General features: G+C 64.3%; 22 protein-coding genes. 2 read left to right on the forward strand and 20 right to left on the reverse strand.

The features are described from left to right. Positions 1–471 precede the first annotated feature (471 nt). From D3877_RS10010 to D3877_RS10085, 16 genes are all read right to left on the reverse strand, one after another. Complete coding sequence (locus tag D3877_RS10010; RefSeq protein ID WP_147395134.1) at positions 472–789, reverse strand: hypothetical protein; 318 nt, start codon at positions 787–789, stop codon at positions 472–474. A 376-nt stretch (positions 790–1,165) separates the two neighbouring features. Beyond that, entirely contained in the window at positions 1,166–2,203 is a 1,038-nt protein-coding gene (locus D3877_RS10015; protein ID WP_119829094.1) for a major capsid protein, read from the reverse strand. A gap of 14 nt (positions 2,204–2,217) precedes the next feature. Next, positions 2,218–2,553, reverse strand: a complete 336-nt coding sequence (locus D3877_RS31025; RefSeq protein WP_199720772.1) for a head decoration protein — start codon at positions 2,551–2,553, stop codon at positions 2,218–2,220. Positions 2,554–2,628: 75 nt separating this feature from the next. After that, a complete protein-coding gene (locus D3877_RS30535; RefSeq protein WP_158599760.1) occupies positions 2,629–3,234 on the reverse strand; it encodes a hypothetical protein in 606 nt (201 codons plus the stop codon). Positions 3,235–3,432: 198 nt separating this feature from the next. After that, complete coding sequence (locus tag D3877_RS30540; RefSeq protein WP_238474814.1) at positions 3,433–3,819, reverse strand: S49 family peptidase; 387 nt, start codon at positions 3,817–3,819, stop codon at positions 3,433–3,435. Positions 3,820–4,072: 253 nt separating this feature from the next. Then, complete coding sequence (locus D3877_RS10035; protein WP_119829090.1) at positions 4,073–5,722, reverse strand: phage portal protein; 1,650 nt, start codon at positions 5,720–5,722, stop codon at positions 4,073–4,075. Positions 5,723–5,729: 7 nt separating this feature from the next. Continuing rightward, on the reverse strand, positions 5,730–5,990 hold the full coding sequence (gpW, locus tag D3877_RS10040) for a gpW family head-tail joining protein (protein ID WP_119829089.1): 261 nt from the start codon (positions 5,988–5,990) through the stop codon (positions 5,730–5,732). Between the two features lie 10 nt (positions 5,991–6,000). Continuing rightward, a complete protein-coding gene (locus D3877_RS10045; protein ID WP_119830447.1) occupies positions 6,001–8,106 on the reverse strand; it encodes a terminase gpA endonuclease subunit in 2,106 nt (701 codons plus the stop codon). Further along, positions 8,093–8,764: a hypothetical protein gene (locus D3877_RS10050; protein ID WP_147395135.1), complete on the reverse strand. Its 672-nt coding sequence runs from the start codon at positions 8,762–8,764 to the stop codon at positions 8,093–8,095. Before D3877_RS10050 ends, D3877_RS10045 begins: the two co-directional genes overlap by 14 nt. Before the next feature lie 158 nt (positions 8,765–8,922). Further along, positions 8,923–9,630, reverse strand: a complete 708-nt coding sequence (locus D3877_RS10055; protein ID WP_199720734.1) for a hypothetical protein — start codon at positions 9,628–9,630, stop codon at positions 8,923–8,925. Between the two features lie 6 nt (positions 9,631–9,636). After that, positions 9,637–9,879, reverse strand: coding sequence for a hypothetical protein (locus D3877_RS10060; protein WP_119830449.1), 243 nt, complete (start codon positions 9,877–9,879; stop codon positions 9,637–9,639). After that, positions 9,876–10,667: a DNA-methyltransferase gene (locus D3877_RS10065; RefSeq protein WP_119830911.1), complete on the reverse strand. Its 792-nt coding sequence runs from the start codon at positions 10,665–10,667 to the stop codon at positions 9,876–9,878. Before D3877_RS10065 ends, D3877_RS10060 begins: the two co-directional genes overlap by 4 nt. A 44-nt stretch (positions 10,668–10,711) precedes the next feature. Beyond that, entirely contained in the window at positions 10,712–11,371 is a 660-nt protein-coding gene (locus tag D3877_RS10070; RefSeq protein ID WP_119829083.1) for a DUF3164 family protein, read from the reverse strand. 138 nt (positions 11,372–11,509) lie between these two features. Beyond that, a complete protein-coding gene (locus tag D3877_RS10075) occupies positions 11,510–12,511 on the reverse strand; it encodes a tyrosine-type recombinase/integrase (RefSeq protein WP_119830450.1) in 1,002 nt (333 codons plus the stop codon). A 109-nt stretch (positions 12,512–12,620) separates the two neighbouring features. Continuing rightward, on the reverse strand, positions 12,621–13,406 hold the full coding sequence (locus tag D3877_RS10080) for a hypothetical protein (protein WP_119830451.1): 786 nt from the start codon (positions 13,404–13,406) through the stop codon (positions 12,621–12,623). Positions 13,407–13,409: 3 nt separating this feature from the next. After that, positions 13,410–13,700, reverse strand: coding sequence for a hypothetical protein (locus D3877_RS10085; protein WP_119830452.1), 291 nt, complete (start codon positions 13,698–13,700; stop codon positions 13,410–13,412). A 221-nt stretch (positions 13,701–13,921) separates the two neighbouring features. Here D3877_RS10085 and D3877_RS10090 point away from each other — a divergent pair, with 221 nt between their 5' ends. Both D3877_RS10090 and D3877_RS29355 read left to right on the forward strand, forming a co-directional pair. Next, complete coding sequence (locus tag D3877_RS10090) at positions 13,922–14,248, forward strand: DUF4113 domain-containing protein (protein WP_119830453.1); 327 nt, start codon at positions 13,922–13,924, stop codon at positions 14,246–14,248. A gap of 190 nt (positions 14,249–14,438) precedes the next feature. Continuing rightward, positions 14,439–16,784, forward strand: a complete 2,346-nt coding sequence (locus tag D3877_RS29355) for a hypothetical protein (protein WP_147395136.1) — start codon at positions 14,439–14,441, stop codon at positions 16,782–16,784. A gap of 201 nt (positions 16,785–16,985) precedes the next feature. Here the strand turns inward: D3877_RS29355 and D3877_RS10095 are convergent, their stop codons facing one another. From D3877_RS10095 to D3877_RS10110, 4 genes are all read right to left on the reverse strand, one after another. Then, positions 16,986–17,798, reverse strand: a complete 813-nt coding sequence (locus tag D3877_RS10095) for a hypothetical protein (protein ID WP_119830454.1) — start codon at positions 17,796–17,798, stop codon at positions 16,986–16,988. A gap of 510 nt (positions 17,799–18,308) precedes the next feature. Continuing rightward, on the reverse strand, positions 18,309–19,079 hold the full coding sequence (locus tag D3877_RS10100) for a DUF3102 domain-containing protein (RefSeq protein ID WP_119830455.1): 771 nt from the start codon (positions 19,077–19,079) through the stop codon (positions 18,309–18,311). 1 nt (position 19,080) lies between these two features. Beyond that, positions 19,081–19,701 (reverse strand): ParA family protein, encoded by a 621-nt coding sequence (locus D3877_RS10105; RefSeq protein WP_119830456.1) that lies wholly within the window; start codon positions 19,699–19,701, stop codon positions 19,081–19,083. A 124-nt stretch (positions 19,702–19,825) separates the two neighbouring features. Then, entirely contained in the window at positions 19,826–20,611 is a 786-nt protein-coding gene (locus D3877_RS10110; RefSeq protein WP_119830457.1) for a hypothetical protein, read from the reverse strand. Between the last annotated feature and the right edge of the window lie 21 nt (positions 20,612–20,632).

Consider the following 20,632-nt stretch of genomic DNA (forward strand, 5'->3'; position numbering starts at 1 on the left):
CTCCTTAAAAAGTGATGAGAGCGCGGCTCATAACCGCCCCAATCCCGGCCCGGAACGTCGGGGGCGCACGCCGCCCGCCTCGGGAAGGGCGCGTCGCGGATAGACGCCGTGCAGTCGAAGGGGGCCGACAGGTCGGCCATGAACGTCGAGGCCAACGAGCCTGATCGGGATTGGACGGCTCGAAATCCTACGGTAACGGCATGGCGAATGCATCGCACTCGCGACATGCATTTGCCTCCGCCGAAATGCGGTATCGGGTGGGACGCCCACCACCTGCATTCAACGCTGGCGAGATGCTCCTCGGTCACGACACGCCACCTGAATGAACGGGCGCAGGGTGACAGGTCCGCCTTCGAACCGCCTCCGAACGGTCCTCCGCTCCAAACCCTTGGCCGCGCAAAAACAGATGGCCGGCGCAGGTAAGCGGAAAGCCGCGGTGCCCCTCGGCTTTCGTGTCCTCTGACCGATGAGTCATACGACCGCATTGATCGCGGGCACTCGCTGCTGGCGAGCGGCGTGTCGCGGGGGCGCAAACGGCCCCGGCGAGCCGTTGCCGCCTTGAGCGCAGGCGATCAACCAGTCGCGGACGTCCAGATAAAGAGCACGTTCATCCCGACACCCAAATTCAAAAAAGAGCTCGCCCAGCATGGCCATCCGGCCTCCAACCACCGAGACGACATAAACGCTCCCGCTGGCCAGAAATGGTACATGGTCCTTGATGTCCGCGAGTCGGGAATTGAGACGCTGGACCCAAAACCGGGCTGGCGAGGCCGACGGGCTGGTCGCCATTTCCTGCACCTCGGCGTAAGCTTCAACTAAGACGCCGGGATGGTGAAGGCGCGCCCGCCAGCGAAGGCCGAAGCGCCGCCTGGCCAAGGCTCGGCCACCGTCCTCGTGAACCAAACCGTACAACCACCGCCAAATGGATGCAAGCCTCCGCCGGATCGATGATCGCGACCGGGGCACCGGCCCGGCAGGGCAAAGCCCAGCCAAGCTCGCGCAAGCGCTTGGCCTCGGCAGGCTCGACGTCCAGAGTCTCGCCGGGGCCATGGGCGATCGAGGTCGGTTCCCCGTCTTCGCCCTTGCCCGCCCGATGGACGGCGCGGCGCGGCGCCACGGTGATCGCGACCAGCCCCGTGGGGCCGGGTTCTGTTTCTCAGCCATGTCAATTCACCTGCACGAACATCGCGCCGTTGGCGCGGGAGGGGATGATGACGGGGGCCGACTGCATCAGGATCAGCCGTTGGGCCGGGTCCTTTTCGACCCACGACTTCGGGGCGTAGGCCAGCGGGCCATAGCCGTGATCCGGATCCAGGATCATGCCGAACGCGCGGGTGCCCTGAAGGTCGGGGCCGGTCAGCACCACCCCGCCGTCGGGGATCATCGGCTTCTCGACATTGTCGTCCGGGTCGATGAACCAGTCGTTGTAGAGCCACAGCCGGTATTGGCCCCAGACGCCCTTGGACACCGCGCCGCGCTGCACCTGCGTGCCAAGCTGGATGCTGTTGGCCCCGCCCTGGCCGGGGTACCAGTTGGCCGTCTTCAGAACCGGGTCCTTGATGAAGGCTTGCCAGCTCTTGGTCGTGAACACGACGTCCGTCACCACCGCGCCCGACTTCTTCAGGACCAGCGTGGCCCAATTGTCGAGGTCGGTGGTCGGCGACGCCGTTTCGTTCTTGATGGCGTCGGCGGTCCAGCGGGCGACGCCCGACAGGGCCACGGTCAGGGCCGGATCGCGCTGGAAGTCGATCACCGTGGTCGGGAAGCCGTCGCCCTTGATGGTGACGGCGCCGGTGCACAGCGCCGACGACGCCATCCATTCCAGGCGGCGGTTCAGCATGTCGATCTGGTCGGCCATCTCCAGTTGGAGGTTGGCCATCTCGCGCTCGGCGCCGCTCAACTCGCCGCCGATCCGCTCGCCGATCTGGCGCCGCACCGGCCTGCGCAGATCGGGCGCGCGCTTGTCCTTGATGTAGGCGGGCTTGAACTCGTTGGTCTGCATCCGGCGGCTCTCAACGAGCTTGCCAGCGACCAGCGGCGAGACGAAGGGCGCCATGCGGCGCAGGCCGACGTCGACGTCGATGGCCACCGTCTCCTTGTCGCTGGTGACGATGTTCGGGAAGAAGCTGTCCAGCAGCCAGTTCTGCGCCGTTTTCAGGTTGGGAACCACGCCGACCAGGACGGCGGTGCTGTAAATGTCCATGGGAATGCCTCCAATCAGGCCGGGTCGGCGGCCGAGACGGCCGTCTTGAGGTAAATGCCCGCGTCGCGCAGCGTGTCCTTGACGCTGTTGGCGGTGTGGCCGGCGCCCAAAACCAGACGACCGGCGTTGAATTCACCGGCGAGGTAGACGCCGAGCTTGTCGCCGCCGCTGGCGTCGACCGCGTCGGCCAGGATGACGGACGGCGCCTGGCTGCCGTCGTTGGCGGCGGCGGCGCTGAGGGTGTATTTGCCCGACGCGGTGATCTTGCCGACACCGCGCCACGGGCCAGAACCTGGCCGCTGACCACGGTGACGGTGTCGGTCACGAGTTGCAGGCGACCAGCGATCGATTGGTCCGGCACGAACTCATTCGAGGCCGTGCCCGGCGCGAAGGGCGAGCTGGAGAGGGTGGTCATGGTCGGCTCCTCACTTCTTGGCCGCGCCGCTGGTGGCGCGGTTGTAGGCGTTGGTCATGCGCGCGACCGTTTCGGCGACGCTGCCCTTCTCCGGGCCGCCGCCGCCGTCGGGGCCGACGGCGGGGCTTTCGACATGGGCCATGCGCTCGCCCAGCCCGCGCTTGCCCTCTGGCTGGCCGGTGATGGCGACGCCCGCCATCACGGCGACGGCCTGCGCGGAACTGAGGTTGGTCGAGAAGGCGAGTTGAGCGGCGACGTGCGGCAGCCCGGCGGCCTGCGGGCTTGAGAAGATGGCGGCGCAACGCTTGCGCTCGTCGGACCGACCGGCGGCGTAGGTTTTTCCCTTCGCTCCCTTGGCCTTCTTCGCATCCTTCTTCTTCGTATCGTCCTCCGAATCGTCGTCCGATTCCTCAGCCTTGGCGTCAGGGTCTTCCTCCTCATCCCCGTCGCCCTCGCCGTCCCCGTCCTCCTCCGCCTCCTGCTCCTCGTCGTCCTCTTCGGCCCGCTTGGACTGTTCGTCCTCCTTGCGGTCCTCTTCGGCTCGCTTGCCCGAGGGGCGGCGGCCCAAGAGGTGGGCGAACGCGCCCGCCGCGCTCGCGAAAGGCGAGTGCTTCATGATCGGTCTCCAGTGTGGTTTGGTGGGTTAGCCCAGCTCGTCGGAGCAGGCTCAGGAAGGCGGCGTCCGGCGCCAGAACTGCGTCCGCCAGCCCCAGATCGACGCCCTTTTGACCAGGAACGTCGCGCCTCGGTGTCCCGGACCTGGGCAGCCGAGAGGTTGCGGTTGCGCGCGACCGTTGTGACGAACAGGTCGCCATCATGTCCACATCGGCCTGGAAGCGCTCCCGTGCCTCCTTGGACAACGGAATCTCGGCATGGCCATCGGCCTTGGCGCGCCGTAGGTGATGAAACTCACCGCCAGGCCGAAGTCGGACAGGGCTTTGGACCAATCGACGTGCATCCAGATCACGCCGATGGATCCGGTGCCGCCGGTTCGGGGTACAGACAGCCGACCGGGATCGGCAGAGGACGCCAGCGCGTAGGCCGCTGAATAGGCGCTTTCCGACAGGATGGAGGCGATCGGCTTGATGCCGCGCGACGCGTGGATCGTATCAGCCAGATCGAAGCATCCAGCCACCTCGCCGCCGGGACTGTCGATGTCCAACACAATGGCGCGAACCTCGGAATCAGACAGGGCGGCCAAGAAGCCCCGACGGATCCAGTCATAGCCGGTCGCCCAGGAACAGCCCCCGCGCCTTGAAACAGAACCCCACGAACAGGGATGATCGCCACTCCGTCAATCAGGCCATACTGCCGCTCCCGTTCGGCGGGCTGACCGAAGACCGCCTGCGGCGCCAGAGCCTCGCCGCGCAGCGCGGCGGCCAGCAGGTCCACCTCGGTTCGCACAAGCGCCAGCGGGCGGTTCGACAACCGCCGGGCAATGTCAAACATCTGGGTCATTGGGCGTCCGGTTTCTTCGGCGGCGCCGCCGCCTGGTTGGCGGGAATGTTCATCTTCGCCCAGCTGGGCGGTTCGAGACCCCGCTCCTTGAACCCCTGCATTTCGCGGGCGCGCTGGTCGAGCACCTCCTCCCAATCCTGGCCGGTGTTTTCCGCGCACTCCTCTTCCAAGGTGCTGAGCGCGGCGTCCATCCCGAGAACCGCGCCCTGCTTTTCGGCCACCGGATCGATCCAACCTCGGCCCGGCCCCATCCAGCGGCATCGGCTGTACGCGCCACGGGCGTCGAGGTAGTCGGGGACGACGCCGGACGGCATCGGCAGGTTATCGACCTCCATGGCTTCCTCCAGCCAGGCGGCGTAGACCTTCGAGGCGAATCCCACGGCAAAGTCGGTGCGACGCCGCGTCAGCGTCTTCCACGCTTCAAGGAGGGCGGCGCGGGCGCTGGAATAATTGACGTCCGACCAATCGTTGCTGAGCTGCTGCGCGCTGATGCCGATCCCAGCGGCGGCGTTGCGCAACACCGCCCCCTCGAACGCCGCGAAGTTGCTGGTGGGGCGGGCCGCCGCCACCGTGTTGATGGATTCGCCGGGGAACAGGATCGGCATCCGGACCCCGCCCAGCGCCGTGCGGCGTTCCTTGTGGTAGTCGGCGCGGGCGTCCTGGTAGGCCCCGACGCCATCCCCAGCGCCGAGGGCGTCCTGCACCACCGACGGGTCGTGCGGGCTGGTGATGTAGGCGCCGAAAATCGCGTTGACGATCGCGGCGTCCAGCTCGGTGCCATCATATTTGATGAGCATTTTGAGCCGCTGGATCACCGGGGTCAGCACCCCGGCGCCGCCGCGATGCTGCTCGCCCCGCTCCGCGTCAAAGTCATGGACGATGAGCGGGCGCCCCCAATCGGTTTCGCGTGGGATGCGCGACCAGGCGACGCTGTCGCTTCCCGAATACCAATCATTCTGATGGGCCTTGCGGACGTGGTAGGCGACCGCCGCCCCATGTTCGTCAATCTCGACGCCGCCGCGCAGATGGCGCTGGTCAAACTGCATCTGCGGGTTGGACAGCCGGTCCGGGTCGATCAGCTGCACCACGGTGCAATATTTCGCTCGACCGCGCCCAATCCGCTCCGGCATCCACGGCAGGCCGGCCAGGGCGTCGCCATCGACCAGCTTGTGTCGGAACGCCAGACGGAGCAGCTGCGCCATGCTGCGTTGCCGCTGCGCGTCGCAGTAATGACCAGGATCGTCCGCCCACGTGCGCCAGCCCGCTTCCACCGCGCGCCCAAACGCGTCGGCCCAGGCCGCGTCGAATCCCTTGTTGCCGGTCATCAGGGCGAGCGCCCGGTAATCGGGCTTGGCGATCGGTCGGAAGGTCGCGCCGACCGCGTTGTCCAGAATGCGGGTGACGGCTCCAGAGGCCCAGCCGTCGTTGCGCACCAGGTCCCGCACCCGCGACACGATGCGGTCGCGGTACGGGGTCAGGTCGCTGTCCGCAGAGCCAAGATAGGGCTGCCACGCGGCCAGATGCTCGCCCTGGGTGTCGGCGGCGTCGTAGGGGGTCGAACCGCCACCGGCCAGCATCGAGGCGCGCCGGGGCGGCGCGGACAGCGGCGTGACGCCGTCCGGCCCGTAGAGAATGACGTTGGTCATGGCGGCCTTACCGATAGAGGAAGCTGACGGCTCGACGACTGGAGCCGATGCCAAGCTGACGCTGGATCGCCTGGATCAGCGCCGTGATCTGCGGCAGATCGGTCGGCTGATAGGTGATCGAGCGGGAGCCGTTGCCCTGCGCGTAGGAGACGGAGACCACTTTCTGACCGATCTGGAGGTCGATGTAGGCCTTCTGCGCGGTGGCGAGCGCGGCGCGCAATTGCGCCTCGGTCATCCCGGCCAGGATGCCGCTGGACGTGTCGATCATGTCAGGTCCTTCAGGCCAGGCGGCTGGACAGGCTGCGCCGGGGCGACGGCGGTTGCGGAACGCCCGCAACGGCGGAAACGACGGTCGCCAGGGTCGAAAAGACCGAAGCGACCTCTGCGGCCTTCACCTGCTCGGGGGTGAAGACCAGGGAATTTTCATCCCATGGCGCGGCCCAGCTCGGCGGTCGCTCCCAATTGATGCGGTTCAGGCCGTGCAGGTGCGCGACGACATGGTTGCCGACCATGGTGTCCAAGGCCTCGTTGCGCGCTGACCGGCTGTGCTTCTCCCATCGGCCCGACGGCAGCCGGATCTCGGCGACCAGCTGCTCGAACCAGGGGTGCGGCGGCGCTTTCGCCCGCAACGCCGCCGGGAAATGGACCGACCAGGGGCCGTCATCCGCCTTTTGGAGCTGACCGTTCAGGTCATCCTTGAAGGTGTTTGGGTTGAACACCGCCACGGGCACCGTGCCGTTCGAGCCGAATTTCTTGTTCGCTTGGGCCGAGGTGTCCGGGTAGGTCACGCTCAACCGTGGCGCCATCAACGCGGAGCTGCCTTTGGTCGGGATGACCGAATAGACGTCACGCCCGGCGATCGTGCCGAACCGCTTCACCAGTTGGCGCTTCCGCCACCGCGTCCAGGCGTCATAGGCTTGCTGGCTCACGCCGGGCTGGCCGCCGGAGTCGTAGCCGACGGCGCGAAGCGCCATGTGGCGACCGGAGCCGTCAGCCAGCGGGTAGGTCTTCAGCACCACCGCCTCCACCAGCTGGTCCCAATCCTCCGGGCTGGTGGCCGGGTCGCCAGCGACCCGAAATCGGTCGATCACCCAGCTTTCCCCTTTCACGCCCCAACCCCGCACCAGGATGTCGAAATGCGCGATTTGGACGTCCCAGAAAGCGGTGATGAAGCGGACCCCTTCCGGCACGGCGCCAAGGCGCAGATCGGTCGAGCAACGGTCGGCGATGTCCGTCCCCAGCAGAAGCCCGACGCTGCGCGGCGGGGCGTAGGGGATGCCGAACTGCTTCACGATGACCTGGCGCAGCGTCTCGTCTTCGCCGGTCATCTCGAATTCGCGCTCCGCCTTGGCCTTGGCGCGGGCGAGCGCGCCGATGCCGCCCAAAACGAAAGGCGACATCGTGCCGGTGATCCAGAACCCGGCGGTGGCGCGCCGCGCCCGTTCGCCGGTGACGACGCCGTCCTCCGCGATGGTTTGGCCGTCCCCCACCCAGCGACCGCTGGCGAGCATGCCACGGCGTTCCGCGTCGCTGATCCGGCATTGGCTGACCGGGCACAGCAAGCGGGCTTCGGCCTCGATGTCGTCGAGCGTGCCCTCCTCCGGGTAGTCCAGCGCCATGACGCGGGCCGCGATCGGCGCCGGTGACGACCAGGCCCCGCAATGCGGACAGCGCCAGTACCAGACCCGCCGGTCGCTGTCGGCGTACATGGCCATGATTCCCTCCGACCAGTCGCGGGCGGGATTCATGCCCTTGGCCTTGTCGGGGTGGCTCACGGCCAGGATCATCGACTGCCGACCGAAGGTCTGGCGGCGGATGTCCAGCAGGGCCTTGACGTCGCCCATCTCGCCATAGGCGTCGATCTCGTCGGCGACGATGCGCGGCGCGGACTTGTTGATCAGGTTGCGCTTGGTCGCAGGCAGGAACTCCGCGCGCATGGTGCGGAAATTCTTGAAGTGCAGGCTGTCGTCGACCGACCGCGTCCCAAGGCGGGACGCCATGTCCTCATGCGCCTCGATCATCGGGTTGATGCGCGACTTGACGTAGGCCTCCACCGCCTGGTCGGTCTGCATGTACCAAAGCAGGTTGGCCGGGTCCGACGCGACGGCGTGCAGCAGCCAATTCTCCGCGATGGTGGTCTTCGCGCTCTGGCCCGGCCCGATCACGGCGACGGTCAGGTGATCCAGCGAGGTCAGGCACTCCATCGGCTCGACGACGTAGGGCACCTGGTCGTTGCGCCATTTGCCGACAAAGCCGCCGCCCTCGTTGGCCAGCACCCGCCGCATCTCGGCGAACTCCGCCACAGTCCGACGCTCTGGGGGCTTCAGGGCGGCCAGGGCCTCCTCGGCCAAGACCCAAGCCGACGCGAACTCAGGTTCGGTCATCCCGCAACGCCTTTTGAAGGTCGATCACCATTTGGCCGCGCAGATCGTCGACCAGTTCCCGCAACACCGGCAGGGCGTCCTCGTCCAGGCCGAGCCGCTTGACCATCAAGACGGGGATGCCGTCGATCCCCTTGGACAGGCGAGACAGCAGGGTGGCCAGCACCGTGCGCATCTCCTCCGCCTCCACCAACTCATCCCGAGAAAGGCGGAGCTTGTCCTCCAGCATCGCCGCCTGGGCGGCGTCCTTGCGCTGCTTGGCCGTGCTCTCACCGGCGTGCTGGGCGGGCGCTCGCCGACGCGCCGGGGGCGGGTCATCGTCGATCTCCTCCAGGTCGACATCGACATCGTCGCTCGGCGGAGGCGGCGCCGGGCGACGTGGCGGCGGTCGGGGCCGGGCGGATCGGGGAGGAGGAGCGGGTGGCTCCTCTGGATCCAGATAGGCCCGGACCGCCGCCAGATCGAACTCCCAACCACCGGCTTTCGTGCCGCGCGTCACCACCGGGAAGCGGGCGTCGGACTCCAGCCGCCGGTCCAGCTTGGGCCGGGTCCAGCCCAGCGCTTCCGCCAGGGCCGCTTTCCCGATCATCGCGGCGGGCGTGTAACGCGGCGGTGTAACGCCGGTCGATCCGGGCGTTACACGCTTCGCAGATGAGTGCATTGATTTCGCTCCGCTTTTTCCCTCCTGCGGGAGCGTGTAACGGACCGTGTAACACGTTTTTTTTGCTCAACGAGAGCCAGAGCCTGCGGTGTGCAATGCCCGCGTGTGCCAACCCCCTTGGGAAGGACCCATTGAGGGGGGCGCCCCCTCCGGCCCCATCACTTCCTTGCTGTCGCCAGAGCCGCGCCCATGGCCTTGTCGAACTCGGCCTTCAGCGAGGCCCGCACCACGTCCTTGGCCCGCTCGCTGTAGCCCAGGCGCTGCTTGACGGGCAGCGCGTCGCCGAACCGGACCAGCAGCTTCAGCCCGGTCAGCACGCCGTCCACCTTCCGCAGCTTGCCCTTGGTCCCGTAATCGCGCCAATAGCCGCGCTTGGGGTCCGCCCGCCGGTAGTCCCGCTTCGGTCGCCGCCAGACCCCGCTGACCGTCTGGCCAGAGCGGAAGTTGATGGTCCCGACGAAGGTGTCGGGCCGGGCGGCCAACCGGCGGAGCTTGCCCTTGGGCAGGTTGCCGTACTGGTTCAGATCGACCGCCTTCGGGTTGAACAGCGTGCCGCCTCGCTTGGAAGGCGGCAGGTGATGCTGACCGCCCGTCTCGAAGGGTTCCAGATACTGCGCCGCGATGTCCTTGACGAAGACCGTGGCCGTCAAGTCCGCCTTCTTCGCCGCCGTCACGCCGATCGAGCGCTGCGTGAACAGCGTCGGTCGGTCAAAGACTTCGCTGAGAGCATCCTTTTCGGCCCTTTGGACCCGCTTCGCCACGGCGGTCAAGGCGCGGGCGGTTGCAAAGGGAATTTGCTTCTTGGCCAGATCGCTCAGCGTTGTCTGAAGCGGCTTCAGGTCCGCTTTGACATCGATGTCAAACACAGCCCTTCACCGTTCACCCGTGAACGATTCCGCCAGCCGGTTCCGTCGGCGGCGGTCGCGAAAATCCAAGGCCAACAGAACCAACCGGCCAAGGACGAGAACCACCGTGCCCCAGAACGCCAGCTCCTGGGCTGGACCGCGCAGCGCGTCCAACCACAGCCCCATCGTCGAGAACAAAGCGACGATCACCCCGTCGACCGTAGCCCGACCGTTGAGACCGTGCACCAGGTCATCCAGTTGCATGGTCATGCCGCATTCTCCTTGACCAGCCCGGCCAGTCGCTTCCAACCCGCCTCGAAATAGCGCTCGTCCCGCTCGACGCCGATGAAGCGGCGGCCACTCGACAGCGCCGCCTCCCCAGTCGAGGCGCTACCCGCGAAGCAGTCCAGAACGGTCTCGCCAACCGGGCACAGCGTGCCGATCAGGTCGGTCAGCAGCCCCACCGGCTTCTCCGTCGGATGCAGCCCCTTCCGCACCGGCGGATGACGCAGGATGTTGGCCATGTCGCGGCGCAGCGGCGGGTCGCCCTTGCCCTTGCTGAAATGGTGGATCAGCTCGTGCTGAAGCCGGAAATGCGTCCCCATCCCGAAATAGGTTTTGTCCCACACCAGCAGCCCGACCCGACGCAGATCGGCGCTCTCCATCGCGTCCCCGGCGGCCCCGCGCAGCCACAGATCGTCCGGCGCGCCGGGATCCACCGCGTCGGCCAAATGGTCGCCCATCCGCCAATCGATGAAGCACAGGGCGTGGCCGCCGGGCTTCAGCACGCGCCGCCATTCCAGCGCGCAGCCCCGCAGCAGATGCAGGAAGCCCCGCGTGCTGAGACTGTCCGACCCGAACCACCGGGCCGGATCGCCTTTGGTCGAGCGAGTCATGGTCTTACCTAAAGCGGTGCGTCCGGCCTCGCTCGTCGCCCCGCTTGAATAAGGCACGTCGGTCAGAACCAGCGAGACGGAAGCGTCGTCCAGTTCCCGCATCCGTTCGATGCAGTCGCCCAACATCAGCGTCGCCGCGCCAACGGTCACAGTGTGAAGCATGGAGATAATCCCGGTTTGCGTGCCCGGCGATCCGCCGACGCGGATCAGGCGTTGGCCAGATCGAGCGTGATCGCTCGCCATGGCGATTCTTGGGAATCACGGCGGTAAAAGCGGACGTAGGTCTTGGTCCCCTCGACGCGGATGCTGTCGGAAATCGCGTCCATCGCCTGGCGCCACCGATCATCCGTGATGTCGACCCGACGCAACGCGAAGATTTTCTCCCGCGACACCTGCCCCTCTTTGTCGACGGAAAAGGCGTGATCCACCAGAACGCGGATGTTCGCGTTCACCCCCTGGCTCCAATCGCCGATGCATTCGTCAATCAAACCCTTGGCGATTTGCAGTTGCGGGCCGAACGTCATGTGATCCGCGACGGCAACCTGCACCTTGAGCTTTCCGTCCAGGCTCGTGAAGGTCATGTTTCCTTTTTTGCCGCCGCGCTTCGCTTTGTACTGATCCGTCAAAATCGCCAGGAAAGCGCCCACCTCGCTGAACACCGTCGATTTGAACGCGGCGATCAATCCCGACAGGGAATCCGCCTGATTCAGCAGATCGCGGACCAACTGGTCTTCCAGAAGATCCTGCGCTTTCACCAGCCGCGCCGGAATCATCCGGCCCCGCGCATCCTCGTAATAATCGGGGCGCGCCACCTCCGGCGTTACACCGACCTTGACGGTTTCCAATTGTGGAGCCGACTGAGACATCGTTGTAATCCTTGATGTTTTTCGTGATGCGCGGGCGGAGCGTGTAACGACGATTGGTCGACCGTGTAACGTTTCAGCTTGCGATAATCATCCTTTTCGCAAGCTCAGCTTTACGCTCTGAGGTGCTGAGCGGCTCCGTCAGTCTTCAGCGACCAAACAAGCGGTTTGACCGGCCAAATCGGCCCTGTTGTCGTCATAGCGCAGGGTCACGCGCGGGTCTCGATGACGTGCGAAACTCTGTACGGCCCGAATGTTGCCGTTTGTTGCATCCAATGCGCTGGTGATAGCGGCATGGCGCAAGCCGTGCGGTCTCGTCTGGATCCCGATATCCTCACCAAGCAGCCGCACAATCTGGTGGACAGCCGTGCCCGTCAGACGGCCATCGCCTGCACCGGCATTGTCCAACCGGAAGAAGATTGGGCCGGGCTGACGACCGCGCACATCGATCCAACTATCCAGCGCCGCTTTGGTGGCGGCCGGCAGCGTGATCGTTTCGCGCTGGTGACGCCCTTTACCCAGAATCGACAGCGTGGCAGTTGCCGGGTCATAGTGCTCCATATTGAGGGACACCACTTCACCACGCCGCAGCGCCGTATCGTGCAACAACCGAACAATGGCAGTATCTCGCACTCCCTTGGCGTCTGCCCGATCCTGCGCATGGTTGAGGATCGCGCGCACCCCATCCCGGCCTGGGCCGCGTGTGTCGCGGTATGAGGCACCATCGACGTTCTCCACTTCAAGATCCCAGCTGACCAGGCCAATCGTGGCGCCCAGCTTGACGAGTGAACGCAGAGCAGCGAGCCGACGATTGATGGTCGCAGGTGACAGCCCACGCGCCAGCAGCGCCGACCGATAGCCGAGTGCAAGAGCGTTGGCTTGACCAGCAGAGAGGCCCAGCAGCTCGCGGGCGACACGATCAACGGTATCGGCATACACCGCCATACCAGGTTGGCCTGCGACGAATGCTCGGAAATCCTCCAGATCGCGGCGGTAAGCCGCGATGGTATTGGCCTTTCGACCGGCCAAAAAGCTGTCGATCAACCGCTCTTGCAGAGCGCCGATGGGCAAGGCATCGCCAAGCCCGACCGGCACCCTGGCAGGCACTGTACCGTCGGAGCGCGCATCAATATCATTGTGCATGAGCGAATCCAGCCAGCCCAGACAGCAGAAGACCCGCGTGGCCGTAGCCAGCGGGTCTTCATTTGGGCGGAATTTGTCCGCCTCAGTATGTCAATGGATTAACTTCCTATCAAGGCATTTGTTCCCACGGTCGAGCGAGCGCGAGCAACCCTGAAATCCGGTGATCCTGCAATCGACCCGCGAGCAGTCCCATCAACCGCGTCAGCCCATCGTGCCACTCGGCATAGTCGCAGTTCGTTTCGATGATCTCCGCGTCGCTGTGCTCCGGTTCCACCGGGCACCAGCGCACCAACAGCTCTCGCCCGTCGTCCACCGCGCGAAAGCGGAATCCGTTTTCCTCTTCCACCAACCGCCGACGGCCTTGCGCGTCGAACAGAGACCGACCGCAGGCCAGATAACGCGCAGCGACCTCCGACCGCAGCGGCGTCGGCTGCCATTCCTCGGCCACTTCATGGCGGTAGCGGCCTGGCCGATCCGATGGCCGCATCGCCGCGACCAACGGCTGCTGAAGCGGCAACCAGTCCGGGCGCGTGCCGATGGAACCATGAGACCGGACCAACCGTCGTTCGCCGCTGGGCAACGCTTCAATGGCGGTTGCGACGGCCTCGGCGTCGGGGGCCAAACGTGGAGCAATCCCCCGCGTTGGCCCTTTCCCGTCCAGACGGGCGCCAATCGCCCCGATCGCTGCGACACGCACGCAGCTGTCCACGCCCCAACTGCCGGGATAGTCGGCGCCCGACAAGCGGCGGCGCTGGTTGCCGATGGCGAACTGTGCGGCGGCCTCAACCACATGCAGCGTCGCTCCATCACGCAGGGCCTTCTGGTCGCGGCACGCCCAGACCACAAGGTCTTCCAGGTCAATAGACCGCTTGGGGGAATGGCAGGCGACGGCCATGGTTTAAGCCGCCGTGCCCAAGGGAGCCGACTGGCTCAACGTCGGCCCCATCAACCGCAGGATGCCCGCCACCAGGGTGTCGATGGCCTCCATCGGGATCAGGCTGGGGTCGATCCGCCCGGTGTCCTGGATGTAGCGGGCCTTGGCGAACAGATCGTCGGGCGAAACGATCTCGCCTTGGGACAAAAGACGCTCCTCGTATCCCATGATCGCGTCGACCTCTTCGGCCTCGGCGAAGGGCGCGCGCCCTTGATAGGCCATAAAGACGGGAAGCAGCGGCACGGCGGTGGACATGGACAACCTCCCGAATTTCCCGCAGCGGGTTGGAAACAGCCAGAATCTAGGATTGTTTGCCCATAGATATTACCAATTCCTTTCGGATCATTACCATGATGGGAATTTATCTTTCTTCTGGTCTTTCAAGCCGCCGGAACCTCCTGTCAACCCACCAATGTTCTTGAGAAGTTCTTATTTTGAGTCATCCTGACGAACCCTGTCAGTCCACGGAGGACGCCGTGTGCGAACCGCAATCGCCACCGGCGCGGCCCGGCGCATCGGGCGCGGCCCGGCGCATCGGGCGCGACGGCTTCCCGTTCGCCAAGGCGGGGGTGATCCTGTCCGGCCTGCTGCCGGTGGCGAATCGGCAACCCGATCTGCTGAACGCCGCCGACCGGCAACGCGGCGCCCGGCTGATGGCGGCGCTCGACACCATCAACCAGCGGATGGGGCGGGACACGCTGGCGCCCGCCGCCACCATGGGCCGGGCGTGGCGCATGCGGCAGGAACAGCGGTCGCCCAGCTACACCACCAAACTGGACGATGTGCCGGTGGCGCGCGCCTGAGTCGCTCGGCGGCCAGCTTGCGGGTGATTTTTCATCGGCGGTCAAACCAAAGCTGCGATATTGTGCGTGAGCCTATCCTTTGGCGATAGCTCCTGTGTATTTAAGCAATCCATGCTTTTGAGTAAGCGGAAGACATTCTGGGTGATGCCGGCGGATCGGAAACGATCCATCTATTTTTCGAGGTGATGTCATGATGGGAAGTATTGTTGGTTCTGTCTGGCGTGAACTTCGGGACCACCGGCGCAAAAACAAAGATATTATGGCGCTTTCTAGTGGATTTGGCTATAATGTATGCCGCCTATTCACCAACAAAAATTGGGTAGTACTGCCAATTAATTTCATGCTTTATACTATTATTTCTTGCATTGCTTCAGTCTATATACCGCTTTCTCTGGAGGAGTCACAGGCTGGAACCGTCAAGGACATTGCCAGCTACATAATTTCCGCGCAGGTAACTTTGGTTGCACTTGCGATCCCAGTCATTATAGCCGGTGCTCAATTGCTGCTGAGCGCGCGGTCGGTCAAAGGGCGTGAATTCGATCTTGCTATTTTGCTTGATATTGGCAGGCCGCGTGAGATCACATCAAGCTCTCTTTTGCTCACTGCCGTGATGTTTTCTCTATTTTCATGGCCGCATGAAATCATCGCTGGTCCGATGCTAAGTGGTGCTCGTCCATATATTCTCGCTATTGCGGGGATCTGGTTTCTGGCTAACTTGGCTGGTTATGTGCATTTCATCCATACCGCCCTTGATCTGGTCTCAAACGAGGGCCGCATCCGGCTGCGCAAGAGGGCAATTGCTTGGTTCGGATTCGATGAGGAAATAGGCGACAATCGTCTTAGGGACCTCTGGTATGAGTTCCGCCAGGAACTTGAAGCGAGTGGTCTCGCCGGGACCTGGACCGTCGGGTGGGTGCCTCCCCTTAACGAGTCGTGGTTCGGATTTGCGCGCGCAGGTCGGATAAACGACGTCCGAACGACGGTTTTACGGATCGCGCTGCGCTGGCTTCGCTTCCGTAACGGTGACAAATCGACGGTGGTGGGGATTGCCTTTTATTTAGGGAGTGACTGCAAGTCTGGCCAACATTTCCTCGTAGACAAGCGCCCGGATTTAATTGGTAGAATCTTACTGCGTTCATCCTTGAAAATCGGCGGGAGGGCGTCGTTTGGAAAGTCACGCTTTCGCCCAAGCGCGTTGCTGGAGGCTCTTGGGTCAGACGTGGAACATCAAATTCTTACTGGGACCCCTGCGGACGCTGATGCGGCGTTCAGCGAATTATTGGATATGCTGCATGTACTGTTGCGGGCGTCGATGACCACGAATGGAAACTATGCAACGAAAAATCCGATGATGTCATTGCTGAGGAATTGGGTTGATCCGGTCCATTCCTTAAGTTGGGTCGCGGCAGGCGCTCTGCAAAAATCACCGGAATTTGCCTCTAACATCGCGGTGAAGCTGGCTCAAGCTTGTCGGCACGCGGTTACGGATAGATTCCCCCCTGAGATTGTTCGCGTCTTCGCGGAGGCGATAGGATTGCTGCTGTATCGCGTCTCTCGCCGCTCACATGAAGAAGGAAAAATTGAATCAATCGCACACCGCGAGTTCGTGAAACGGGGGGAGTGGGCGCTTGGATACCCACTGAACGCACTTTACCACGGGGCTGAATTTGACGATCCGTGGCGGGCTTTTCAACAGAGCGCCGAGACTCGGCTAATATTTGTTGGATTTCTGGCTTCCAACGTGAGCTATGTCGCATGGGTTAATGATTTGTACGCAGCAAGAAGCTATTTAACAGTATTTGCAAATTATTCTAAAGATATTGATGCATCACGAGCGCCAATCGAATGGCGACGCATGCCCGATGATTTGTGGAAAAAGGACAGGGCGGAGGCCCGCACTATTTTGAGTGAATATGGCTCTGAGGACACGGCCATGGCTAATTGGCGGCGACAGGTATTGATAGATCGCTTGTTGCTGGCGCAGTTGGTTTGGGCGCAATGGATCGCTGAAGGCGCGCGCACGGATGATGAGTGGATAAAGCTCGTAACACGTCTTTCCAAAATTATTCGAGGTGATAAATATAGTATTTTTCGATATTTTCTCTCATTCGGTCATATCTTTCGCCGCTTCGTCGCTATGTGTGAAACAACCGACCAAGACGATCACGAGACTATCAATGAATTTGTGAGCAGTATCGACCGTGTGCGTGATTCCGATAAAGAGGGATTTTTTTATAGTGATGCTGTTCATCGAATAAAGGACCTTGTGCCTGGGTTAATCATACATGCCCTTGTCACCTTCGACGCGCAAGGGATGCAAGGAGCTGTGAACGAAATCACGGAGGCCAAAAACTCTGGTATGATTGACGGCCAGAAAGCAAAAGAAATTTTCGATAGTCTTCATAGCATTTCTTGCGATCTGCCGAAGGGGATCGTGGAAACGCTCAGCCCACATTTCTCCGATTGGACGGAGCGACTCGCGGCGCTTCAAGTATCTCTTCTTGCATGTAGAAGGATTTTTGACAGTGATCGTTGATGGAGTCACAGGGAACGGCAACGTTGGGGCATAGACCGTCAATTTTGGGGTGATTCGGTCTGTCAGCCCCCTACAGGCAACAACTGTCCACCAAAACCGGATGGGTTCGTCCAATCGTCGGGACAAGAGTGCTTCAGCGGCCTCTACCGTGGGCTGGCGGTGGGATGGTCGCCGCGCCCACGGTTGGGGGTGGTGGGGTGGTTATTCGGTTTCTCGGTCGGGGCGGAAGGCCTTTTGCATCGCGATGGTGGCGTCGAGGATGCGCAGGCCGATGGTTCGGTCGATTTCTCTGGCGACCAGGGTGCGCATGGTCTTGATGACGCGCAGGTCGGAATTGGTCAGGGGGCTGGACAGCAGGGGGTTGGGGTCCAGGTCGGTGTCGATGCCGCGACGCCAGAAATCCGCCGCCTTGCACGCGGCGCAGAAAGGCGGGTTGCGGGTTTCGGGGATTGAGTTCGCGCCGATCGGCGGCGTCAGCAGCGCGCGCAGCCGGATCTGGTCGTCGCGTCCCAAGCTGCGGTAGGCCATGACCATCGATTCTTCCTCGGGCGCCAGCGTGCCGGGCAATCCGGTGGTTCTGGCGCCGGTCGCGGCGTCGAACACTTCGACCATCTGGATCGTCACCAACGCGGAGCGTTCGGTGTCCGACTTCGCCGTGATGTAGAGCGCTTGCTTTTTGGTGAGGTGGAAGGCGCCTTTGCTCGGGCGTCCACGTCGGCGGGGAAACTCCGCCGTGCGGCGGAGTTTCCGATCAGCGTCGGAAATAGGTTCATCTGGAGTGTGCGGCGCCTGCCGCGAACTGCGATTTTCCGGGACATCCCGGAAAACCTCTCCGAAGGTCATGAGCGCGGCCATGTGGCGTTCGATCAACCGACGAATATCATGAGGGTCCACCATCCCCAACGCTTCGGCAAGCCGGAGGTCGCGGATGCGCGGCTCGTGATTGATCGTGGTGTCGATGTCGGTCGGTGATAACGCGGGCAAGGCTTGCCCGTTGTCGCCCATGATGTTCATGGCGATGGCCTCCTGTGCGGCATTGCCGACGGAGGGCTGCTTTCTAGGACAACCCTGGCGCCGGGGGCTAGAAACCTGTCACAGGTCAGGCCGGACTATTCCCCTTGCGGGTCTTGTATTATCCGACCCCCGGCAAAGGGGTATGCACCGGACGGACTCCGGGCACGAAAATGGCCGCATCGCGAAAAACGCGCGGACGGCCTGCCGCCTGTAAGGAGGTTTCTAAGCTCCGGGGCGAAGAATGGCTCCGCTGGGCGGCAGGGTCAAGGGCGTCCCGTCAACGCGGCGTGGACTCGCGTGTATTTCTGTGAAAGAACGCAACCAATCTTTCCGGTCCTTGCACCTGGGCCAGTCGGACCGACGCGGCGAGTCAGCGCTGCGCCGGCTGGGCAACTGTCGCCCTCTGATACGGTCGCGCAACGCGGAGAAGGGGCCACCGGCGGCCGGAAAGACCATCGTTCGCGTGGCGATGGGGTGATCGCGACACCCCGCCGCGATTGCGCGCCCGGCTCATGCCCCCAGCGAGGCGTTGTGCAGGGCGATGACGTGACGAACGATGTCGGCGGCGGCGGGATCATGGGGCACCACCACCAGCAGCGTCAGCGCCGTGCCGGTTCCCCAATCGACCAGGATGGCCCCCGGATCGCTGGCGGCGTTGGACCAGGGGCGGTTGATCGCCGCCTGGACGCCAACCGGCTTGGGCGGCTCCACGCTGGGCGGCGGCGGCGACTCGGCGTCGATGAGCGGCGGCGGCAGGGCGGGACCGTCCGCGTTCGGCCAGATCGCGGCGCCGGTTGGCCGCTGGGGCGGCGGTTCGGCCCCGGAAAACAGATCGGCCGGACGCGGCCCGGCAGCCGGTTCAGGCTTGGGCGCCTTGAACGCCTCCACCTCCGCGCGGGTCACGTCGGGGCGGATCACGCCCTGCGCGACCGCCTCCTCGCGCACCTCCTCAGGCAGGGTGGCTATGACGTAGAGCGTGCTGTAGGCCTCCGGCAACTGGTCCAGCGGCACCTTCCCCGCATCGACGAATTCCGCCACCTCGCGCAGCTTGCGCGCGGTGGACGGGCCGAACGGCAGGTCGGCCTGCACCATCGCCTCATACTCGCCGTGGGGCAGAGCGGCTTTCGCCTCGTTCAGCCGTCGGCCCACCTGCACGGTGGATTCCAGGGCGTTGGTCCATTCGCGGCGGATGTCGGCCACGAACTCCGCGCGGCTGGTCAGCGCGCGCGGCGCGTTCAGCATCGAAAGCCGGGTGTTCCCCAAACGGCGGGCGTTGGTCATGTCAGATCCCCATCTCTTCGGCCAAATAGGCCCACAGGTCGCGGAACAAGGGGCCGGTGCGGGTTCCGGCGATCTCCGCCGTTCCCAGCCCGGCGGTGAAGCTGCGCGGCACCTCCTGAAGCTGGGGGATCATGACCGGGGCCAGAGTCCCCATCCTCCCCACGATCTCCCGCGCGTCCACGGTCTCGCGCAGGCGCGGCTGGATCTGGCTCAACAGCAACCGAATCGGGCGACGCCGGGCGCGCAGATAGGGGAGCATCGCGTCCATGCTGACCAGATCCTCCGGGCCGGGGCGCACGGGGGCCAGCACCAGATCGGCGGAGTCGAACAGGATCGCCGTCGGGCCGGGGAAGACCTCAATCGCCGTCGGCGTGTCGATCACCAGCAGATCCAGCCCGTCGGGCGTCGGGGCGCGGTCGATCGCCGACAACAATCGGTGTTCATGCGCGATCACCACCGCGTCGCCGGGCCGCTGGCCATGCCAGAAGGTCAGCGACCCTTGCGGATCCGTGTCCAGAGTTCCCACCCGCAGCCCTGCCACCGCCGCCGCCACCGCCAGATTCCGCGCCGTCGCCGTTTTCGGCCCGCCGCCCTTGCCCTGAACCACCAGGATGGTTTTCATCGCCGCGCCCCCCGCCGGAAACCGTTCACCGGGGAACGATTCCCCGCCCCCACCGGGCGCGCGCCGTCGCGCGTCCGGCCCATTGATCCATCGAATGGCATCTCTCGCGCTCCAAAGGCTGGAATCAGTGGGACGTGAAGTGCGGAGCGCCCGCGCGCCATTGCGTGGTCTTGACCGACAGGATTTCGCCGATCTGGTCGCGCACATCCGCCTTGCCGGTGACGTCCCACAATTCCGCCATCACCCGGTTGATCTCGACCATCAACTCCGTCGCCCGTTCCAACGCGATCTGGACGTCCACCGGCAGAGCCAGAAAGCCGGGCGCCCAGGTCGGCGGGGAGAGTCTCGACCGGATTTGCGGCCGCGCCGTCAGTTGGGGACGGCGCCGCCCCCCTTGGATGACGGGTTGGATCGGCTGGCCCCGCCGCAGCGCGTCGAGGGCGGCGCCGGTCAGCGTGTTGCGGACCCGCGTTTCCTCCAGCGCGGCGGCCATGCGGGCGCGCTCGTCGATCCGATCCAGGTCGGCCTTGGTCAGCGCCGGGACGGGCGGCGGCGACGCCCGACCGCTGGTCACGGTGTCGAACACCTCGACGATCTGGATCGTGATCTCGGTCGCCCGTTCCGTCTCGGCCTTGGTCGCGATGTAGATCGCCTGTTTCTTCGTCAGCCAGAATTCGGCGGCGGGGCGCCCGCGTCCGGGATTTTTCCGCACGGTGCGGAAAATTCCGCCAAGCCGCTCCAGCGCCTCTCGGTGGCGCTCAATCAGCGGGCGGATATCAGCGGAACGCTTGAAACCCAGCGCTTCGGCCAAGCGCAGATCCAGAATGCGCGGCTCGCCGTTGATGGTGGTGTCGATGTCGGACTGTGATAATCCGGGCAAAGCTTGCCCGTTGTCGCCCATGCTGTTCATGGCGATAGCCCCCTTGTCGGC

The organism is Azospirillum cavernae, from assembly GCF_003590795.1.
Lineage (GTDB): Bacteria > Pseudomonadota > Alphaproteobacteria > Azospirillales > Azospirillaceae > Azospirillum > Azospirillum cavernae.